Raw genomic sequence first — 6,084 nt, forward strand, 5'->3', positions numbered from 1 at the left:
TTTTTCGTTTTTTTTAACAAGGATCTTTTAAGTTGGCGACCGTCTAATCTCTGGAAAAGACGGCTTACCTGGGCCTGCGTAGTTGAAGCACTGTTAAGCATAACTGTCAGTGCCACTCCGGTTTACATGCGCTCCGCCTCCTAAGCTTCCAGCAAAGCTGCTACCACTCTTGGTCTTTATCCCACCTGTATCTGAGATTTCAATTCTATACGGCACATTATTACCATCGTCATCTAGTGAATCTGCGACGCATACAAACTTACCATCTACTTCAGAAACTATATTTTGGTATTGGTCTTTCGCACCGTAACATGGGGGATCATTTGAATCATCTTCAATGGCATTACTACTAGATACAATGATCGCCTCACTCTGAGCGTTATTAAGTGTTTCAAGTGCCTTTTGTGATACGTTCTCACCGGGGTCGAGCTTCTTTTCTTTAATTTTACTCCAGCTCTCCTCAGAAAGACTGTGCCAAGAACAGTGATGAGGTGTTTGTAATATGTGGTAATCGAGGTTTGACAATGAGTCGCTCAATCTATCATGAAGGTTTTCCCAGCATGCTACCTCAGCATCTCCTCCAGTTAAGAATTTTGCGGTAGTTTGACCTGAGCTTATGGCGTAATTGATTATCACGCTGGAATTGTTTTTCGAGAACTTCTCTTCCTCGCCGCTAATCTTACTAGGTGATGCAGGGCCATAAAGGTAGGCAGTGAAGTCAGACTGACTTATTCCACCAATCACCGAGGTTTTTTCGTCCAACTTAAGTGTGATTTGAGGAATGTTATCCGTTTTATTGTTTTCATCTTCACCAAGAACCCTCACTCGATTACCGTCACTAGCAAACCAGTTTTCCTTGAAGTGGATAACTCTTCTTTTTACTTCTCCTTTGAGGTCTTTTGCATCCTTACAGAAAACAAACCCCTCTTTTTTGTTGGCTCGGCGATAGACGACTGGGCTGGACCAGATTTCTTTGATGAAGATTTTCTTAGAGCCTTGAGGGTACTCGTCCGGTTTGCCTAGGAAAAAATTCGAACTTACACCTCTGCAGTGGTCTTCGTCAGGATGGCTCCAAACAAACAGATCTACATAGTGACGCCCGAGGCCATCAGTATTTAATTCATCCTTGAGCATTTTGAGCACGTCAGGGTTGTCTTTAGGGTCTCTGATATTGCAATCAATCAGGATATTCTTCCCGCTAGATGTCTTTATCAGTGTCATGTCCCCATTCCCTACAGGGAAAAATATAATTTCTGCTGTCATTCACAAAATCCTTATTTACTGCCTTTATTCGAAGAGGCGTTGCTTTTTTCGATGCCAAAAGTCGCTTTAGCAACTTCCTCAAGTTTCTGAACAAACTTATCGACATTCAGTCCTGCAATGAATGCAAGTGCCAAGTAACCTGCTTGACTTCCAGTTGCTTGCTGATCTGACTCTAGGATCAACAATCCTGCGTTAAGAAATAGATATGCGGCTATCCCACTGATCGCACTTGTTATAGGCCGAATCACATACCAAATATTCCAGTCAGCATCCCAGGCCTTGCGGACGCATTTATTTAAGTAAATTGCACGCAAGCAATATAAAACACCGCCCATCATGGCAATCAGGATGCAGTTAATAGGGAGCGAGTTTGAAGCAATCCAGTCCGGAGGGGATGTACTTGAATTAATAAAGACCCAAAGCACTGCGACCAGCACCAGGTAGGTAGTTTGAGATACTAAAGCTATAAACACAGGTACTCCATCACCATTGGGATATGTGTGAATATTATCCATTCGGGTAATAAAAATAACAATAGCGACGAGTGAAATTTTGTACGTCTGGAGCATGTCACACATGCCAAGAAGGCCTGCACAACTGAGAAGGGCCAAATTTACTAAAGATATTATCAATTAACGGAACGGTTTAGTGCGGAAAAAGAGTTACCCCAGCCCGGTAAAATGAAAAAACGGCCTTGTCAGGCGCCGTTAATAATGTACAGCCTGGCGCTCAGCCATTAGCATGAAAGCTTGCTCCAATGCCATAAAAAACAGCATAAAAAAACGGGAGCCTGAGCTCCCGTTTTTTCTAACCCGGTTAAATTACTGACCGTTGGCCGTCGCATGCCAGCGCTGATTCGCACCGCCATGTACGCCATACATAATCAGCGTTGAAGAGCTGCCACCGGAAACGTCCAGCACCTGATTACTGTCGATGCGTGAACGCAGCAGTTTGCCGGCATAGTTAAACTGCTGAGCCGGATTACCGGCATCACAGTCGGCCAGCTGCAGTAAGGTATGGTCGTAAATCAGACCATCCGGCACTTCCAGACACTTGGCTCCGGCGACACCGTTAATCATCAGACCGGTAGCCGTATCAAAACGCCACAACTGGTTGGCACTGGTATTACAGGCTTCCATCGCCACCAGCGCACCGGTATGACTGCCACCGGTTGCGCTGATGCACTGGCCGGTGGATTCGCTGCGGTATTGTGCATAACGGTTTTCCGCCGACATTAAGCGCAGTTCCCACTGCTGGTTGGCACCACCGTGGTAAGTCCACTGGCCAACGTTAGCGTCATTACCGTTACCATAAGCATCCGCCACGATATTGCTGTTGTGCTTGCTGGCCAGTTTATTGCCGCTGTAAGTCCAGCGCAGGTTGTCGGAATCCACACAATCCCAGATCACCACACCACCGTTGTTATAGGCCTGACCGCGGTTATCCAGACATTTTTCCGGATTCGCCTTGTTGCGGAACATCTGGTTGGCGGCATCGTAACGCCACTTCTGATCCTGAGAGGTCAGCTGACAATCCCACAACTGCACATTGCTGCCGTTGTTCAGATTATTGTCGTTACCGGGAATATCCATACAACGGCCACTGGCACGGTTAACGATGGAGAACCAGTTTTCATCCGAGCTGGAATACTTCGGCGAATCATTGGCAATCGCCCGCTCCCACATCTGCAGATAGGCTTCGGCCGAGTTCATCACCGACTCATAAATGCGTGAGTTGGAATGGGTGCGGATATCCTGAATATGGTCAGCCACCAGACCGTAATGAGCCAGGCCTTCGTTATTCAGGTCAAAGATGCGGTTACCGGTTTTCTGTTTATCGATCACCACACCGGCTTCGGTTTCAAACGGATAAATCAGCGGATCGGTGTCGGTGTTATCGCGCGGATAAGCCTGCGAGCCAATACCACCCATATCGGTAGCAAATGGCACACCCACCAGATAGCCGGTTGGCTCAATCAGGTCGATAAATTCACCAATGCTCCAGTTCAGGCTGTTGGCGCTGCTGTTATACGGCGACATCATACCGCCGGCACGGGCGATACGCTGGTGCACTTCGTGCGCTGAACCATCCGGTTTGCGGTGCATATGGCTGTGACCGGAAATTACACCGGAATAATTACGCGACTCGACGATATCCATAATGGCGCGTGCGCTCTTAACCGAGGTGTGATCAATTTCGATGATCATGCCTTTATCGATCATACGCTGCACCAGATACTCACCATTGGCACTCAGACCATGCTGGTTGCAGTGACGGCGGCTTTCATCGTATTGCGGATTCAGGCCAATACCGGCAAGAATATCCTTGATAACCGGCACGGTGCCCAGCAGCGGGAAGCCACTGGTCATACGGGAGCCATCGGTTTCGGCATCACAGACTTCGGTTTCAAAGAAACGGCCACTCGACAGCCACTGGCCGACGTTAATAAAGCCATCTTCCATACGTGTGCCACCGAGCTGGTTGTCAAAGCGGTGAACCGGGAACAGCGCACGTACGCCGGCGTCGTACACTTCCTGCAGCTGACGTTCGATGCTTTCTTTGCTGCAACCGTCTTTCAGACCACAGTTAAACAACTCAGACGCTTCGATGCCCATCAGCACCGCCAGCTTGCCATCGGCAATCACCTTGCGGGCTTCCTGCGGGGTTTTCACCAGACGGAAGAAGCCTTTGCCCGGCCCGCCCTGCTGCGCGTCGATATAATCCTGCATCTGCTGCAGGCGACGGATCTGCAGATGAATACTGGCCATGGTGTTGCAGTTATTCGGGTTGATCCAGCTGGCCGGGTTGACGGTTTTCTGCACATTACACAGCACCTCGTTTTCCACTAGATGGCTGACCATCATCTGCATACCACCTTTGTGCGCGCGCTCGATCCACTTGTAGTAGTACTGCATATGCGACACCTGCTTACGGTTCGGCCAGAACGGGAAGTCCGGCCAGCCGCGGGTATCGTAGCGGTGGTTTACATCGTCATAACCCATCAGGTTACCGATGATATCGAGCGAGCCCCAGGGGCCATGAATATCGGAACTGTCGCGCAGCGCGGTTTCAACACCCCAGCGGTGGAAAGGCTCACCATGCAGGAACTTACCGCCCATAAACTCATAGGAGGTGATATGGGTGTGCGGGTCGATGGCACCACGAACCGGTGTGTTCACATCGCTTTTCGGTACCTCACCCACAGTGTTCAGCTCGGCTTCCGGGAACGGCTTACAGTCGCTCTTCGGCACCAGATTGAACTCGGTTTCCGAACCGGCATTGGTCGGGTTGAGGATATCAATCACGTACAGGCCACCATCGGCGTAATAACCGGTGCCACCGTAGTTATGGCGCAGAATTTTGGCCAGCTTAGGGCCATAAAAGCTGAAGCGGTAGGCACCGTTATCCTGGCTGTGAGCGGTGATCTTGAATTCGGCAAACTCACCGGCATAACGCCCGGCCGAAATTTCATTCGGCAAATGGGTTGCCAGATAGCGGCCGTCTTTATCCGTCAGCATATAGTGGAAAAACGATGTCGGCTTAAAGTAGAAGCTGGCTGCCGAATCCAGATCGGTCGCCTTTAGCTGCCAGCCAAGACCATTATCAATAGCACCGCCTTTGGTATAGCGGTTCATATATTTGCCGTTGGTCGGTGACTGAATGGCATAACAACCCTGGGCCAGTTCATGTACCGCCATTTCGGCATTCTGCCGCTGCTCTACCGGAGCAGGTGCAGGGGGTGGTTGCGAGAAAGCAGCAGCCTGCTGTGCGCAAAACAGCGTGCTGCCAAATAATGCTGCGCCACCGACCATGGAGGTCAGCAGCCAGCGCTGCGTATGTGCTGAGTTTTTCATTATTATGTGTCCATGCGAACCGGCCGCAGTCACACTGCGACCGAATAAAGTTCCGCGACGGCTGGCGACTGACTCCTCTCCCTGCCTGCCGTAAACGGGCCGTTTGCAGCATGGTCGTGGAGTTCAGATGCAACCTATGGCAATACGGGCCGCACACTGTGCAAAACCTCGATTGCAGGAAACGATAAGACGAATTACGACGAGGGTAATCACCGTTCGGGACGGCTCAGGCACTAATAAGGACGTTATTATTTACGCCATCGGTGCCTGACTTCTGACGCCAGTCAACCGGCGACATTCAGCCGCCGGGTAACGCACTGCCAACACCACTTTGGGAAGCCAGCATACCGTCCAGCAGATTGCCCGCCGGATCACGGCGCCAGTGACGTAACCAGGCAAAGCCCGGAGCAAAATCCGGCGCCGGTGCGGCGGCCAGCTTACTGGCTGAAATCGCAGGCGCCGGGCGAAGAACAGACTCACCGGACGGCACCACCAGCGCCCGTAAGCACTCACTGACATAGCGATGGGAATCGATATTATCCACCACCCACCACTCCGCCTGCAGGCGCTCATGGGTGATATCCAGCAGCACATAGCCGCGGTAATAAAAATCGACAAAGTTAAGATGTGGCAGCAAGGCCTGCAGCGAACGGCTGGCCAGTTGCGCCTGAGTGTAGTTATCAATGCCGGGCGAGGTTACCGCCGGAGTCACCAGCTCGATGCCTAACGCCTTACCCGGCTCAGCGGCAAACGGATCATCGTGCAGTTCCATCGCCCAGCTGGAGTGAATATCACCGGTCAGCACCACCCAGTTATCCACTCCGGCGTTGCGTACCGTATCAAACAGACGCTGACGTGCCGCCGGATAACCATCCCACTGATCATAATTAAACGGCGTGTCGTTGGTGCCCAGCTGGCCGACCATCACCTGCTGCCCCAGCAGTTTCCAGCGGATGTTTTCCTGCTG

The 6,084-nt window shown here is 51.0% G+C and carries 4 protein-coding genes; all 4 read right to left on the reverse strand.

Features of this window, described 5'->3' with window-relative positions; genetic code table 11:
* Positions 1–93: 93 nt before the first annotated feature.
* Entirely contained in the window at positions 94–1,263 is a 1,170-nt protein-coding gene (locus B3P58_RS00170) for a hypothetical protein (protein ID WP_286715050.1), read from the reverse strand.
* Between the two features lie 11 nt (positions 1,264–1,274).
* A complete protein-coding gene (locus B3P58_RS00175; protein ID WP_286715052.1) occupies positions 1,275–1,736 on the reverse strand; it encodes a hypothetical protein in 462 nt (153 codons plus the stop codon).
* A 348-nt stretch (positions 1,737–2,084) separates the two neighbouring features.
* Positions 2,085–5,117 (reverse strand): ricin-type beta-trefoil lectin domain protein, encoded by a 3,033-nt coding sequence (locus tag B3P58_RS00180; protein WP_225692877.1) that lies wholly within the window; start codon positions 5,115–5,117, stop codon positions 2,085–2,087.
* Between the two features lie 298 nt (positions 5,118–5,415).
* The coding region (locus B3P58_RS00185) for an alkaline phosphatase D family protein (protein WP_286715057.1) at positions 5,416–6,084 on the reverse strand (669 nt) is incomplete at its 5' end.

Source organism: Thalassolituus sp. UBA2009, assembly GCF_002335285.1.
Taxonomy (GTDB): domain Bacteria; phylum Pseudomonadota; class Gammaproteobacteria; order Pseudomonadales; family Oceanobacteraceae; genus Venatoribacter; species Venatoribacter alkanivorans.